General features: G+C 57.1%; 2 protein-coding genes. Both read right to left on the reverse strand.

Going from position 1 to position 1,810, the window contains the following annotated elements; genetic code table 11:
* Nucleotides 1-165: 165 nt before the first annotated feature.
* Complete coding sequence (locus tag FHG71_RS23180) at nt 166-633, reverse strand: prepilin peptidase (RefSeq protein ID WP_139084163.1); 468 nt, start codon at nt 631-633, stop codon at nt 166-168.
* A gap of 3 nt (nt 634-636) precedes the next feature.
* Nucleotides 637-1,500 (reverse strand): helix-turn-helix transcriptional regulator, encoded by an 864-nt coding sequence (locus tag FHG71_RS23185; RefSeq protein ID WP_139084164.1) that lies wholly within the window; start codon nt 1,498-1,500, stop codon nt 637-639.
* Nucleotides 1,501-1,810: the final 310 nt, after the last annotated feature.

Below are 1,810 nucleotides of genomic sequence, written 5' to 3' on the forward strand. Positions count from 1 at the left end.
CCCCAAGGTCTTTCTCTCGGCCATCGCCTTGGCCGCAACCGTCATGTTCTGGCTATGAGTCCTGAGCGTAGGTGATGCGTAGAAGTAGGGTATTGGCTGACACCCCGCTCGTCGATCTCTCCGAACGCCTCAGGGGGCTCCGATTAGGAGGGCAGCCTCAAACGCTCAACTTGCCGAAGCCAACACGCCGAGGTGAGCAAGACCTGCCAAGGCAAAGGCTAATCCCATAGGAAAGGTGCCGCGCGCGCGCAGCGACACGGGCCCGGTTCGGCGTAGGATGGGCACGCTCCGAAGAGTCAGGATAAGAGCGATGCCGGCCAGAATGGCGGCTGAGAACACGGTGGCAAAGAGTGCATACGTCCCACTCGGAATGAACAGAGTCAGAGCAGCCCCCATCTTCACATCGCCTCCACCCATCATTCGGGCTGCAAAGAGCCCAAAGGCCACCCCGAAGATTAAGGCCGCCGCGAGCAGGCGCTGCATCGCCTCTTCCAAGCCGATCAGAGGCACTGTCAGAATGAAGATCCCTATCGCAGCCAGCACAGCGGAATTTCGGATCCGCATGAAGCGGAAGTCCGTCCACGCGATCCAGACTAGCAGGGGCGCGGCGAGGAGAAGGGGCAGCAGTTGCATTGCTCAGGCTGCCTGCAAGGAGCGGTGCGATAGCTGATCGATACTAAGCCGAGGTGGCGCTAGGATGGCAAAGGCCAGCTCAGTGGGAGATCTTGTGTGAGTCTTCTTGTAAATCCGGCGATAATGGGATCGCAGGGTCGCTGGGCTGATCATCAATTGATCGCAGATGGTTTCGGCTCCGATGCCCTGCTTCAAGAGGGCGCAGATACGGAACTCACACCGCGTCAGTCCAAAAGGGTTTGCTGGTGAAAGCAGATCTCCCTGTGCTGAACTCACCTGATGCTTGCCCCCGTCCACAAGAATAGCTTCAGCAAACAGACCAGGATTGCGCGTTGCCCAAGTCCGACTCAGAGCATCTCCGAAGGATCCCAACAGAGCAACAACCGTATCAGTCAGAGGCTGCGCAAAGTGAAGTTCCAAGTAATCGACTCTCTTGCCTTCGCTGGCAAGCGGAATGACTACTGTTTCCGCAATGTTTCTCTTGTCTTGAAACTCTAAGAGCGCAGGATCGGTCCACTCCTCCACGGTAGAGGAGAGCCACACAGACCCCACTCGTGGATGGTCAATGTGAACGCCTAGCACGCAGTGGGCGAAGGACCGGTCGACATTGGCAAAGGAAGCCGTGATCTCCGGCTCCTCAAAGGTCAGCACCTGAGCCACTCGTACCAGTTCCCGGGAGTGGCGAGACAGGCAGACCGACCGGGCACCAAGGGCTTTGCTGAGCTGCCGCAGCCCTGCCCGAAGTGGTTGTTTGCCTTGCAAGCACTCGCACCAACTGGCGAGGGCCAGAATAGGGTTTGTCTGCAAAACTTGTGCATCGCGGCTTTTGTGAGAGATCGTCTCTTCGGTGGCTGAAACATCCGGCATGTCAACTCAACTCCAACAGAACAACGCTTCCCAGTCCCTCACAAGGTCCGGACATCGTTACTAAACTTTCCGACTTCCCCTGAGTAGACCAAAGCCGAGATCTCGCTTTGCGTCAAGAAGATGGCGGCAGGAACATAGTTTTGGACGAAGATGCAACCGACACGAGAAAAACTAAGCGGGCCCACTGCTGGACCCGCTTAATATCCGAGACGGTTGACTGGAGACTCAGGCTTTGTTTCACCCGCCGAAATATCGCATGTAACGGATAACGACCGGACCAACGGTGATCATGACAAGGGCGGGCAGCATC

The sequence above is a fragment of the Rubellimicrobium roseum genome, assembly GCF_006152145.1.
GTDB classification, from domain to species: domain Bacteria; phylum Pseudomonadota; class Alphaproteobacteria; order Rhodobacterales; family Rhodobacteraceae; genus Rubellimicrobium; species Rubellimicrobium roseum.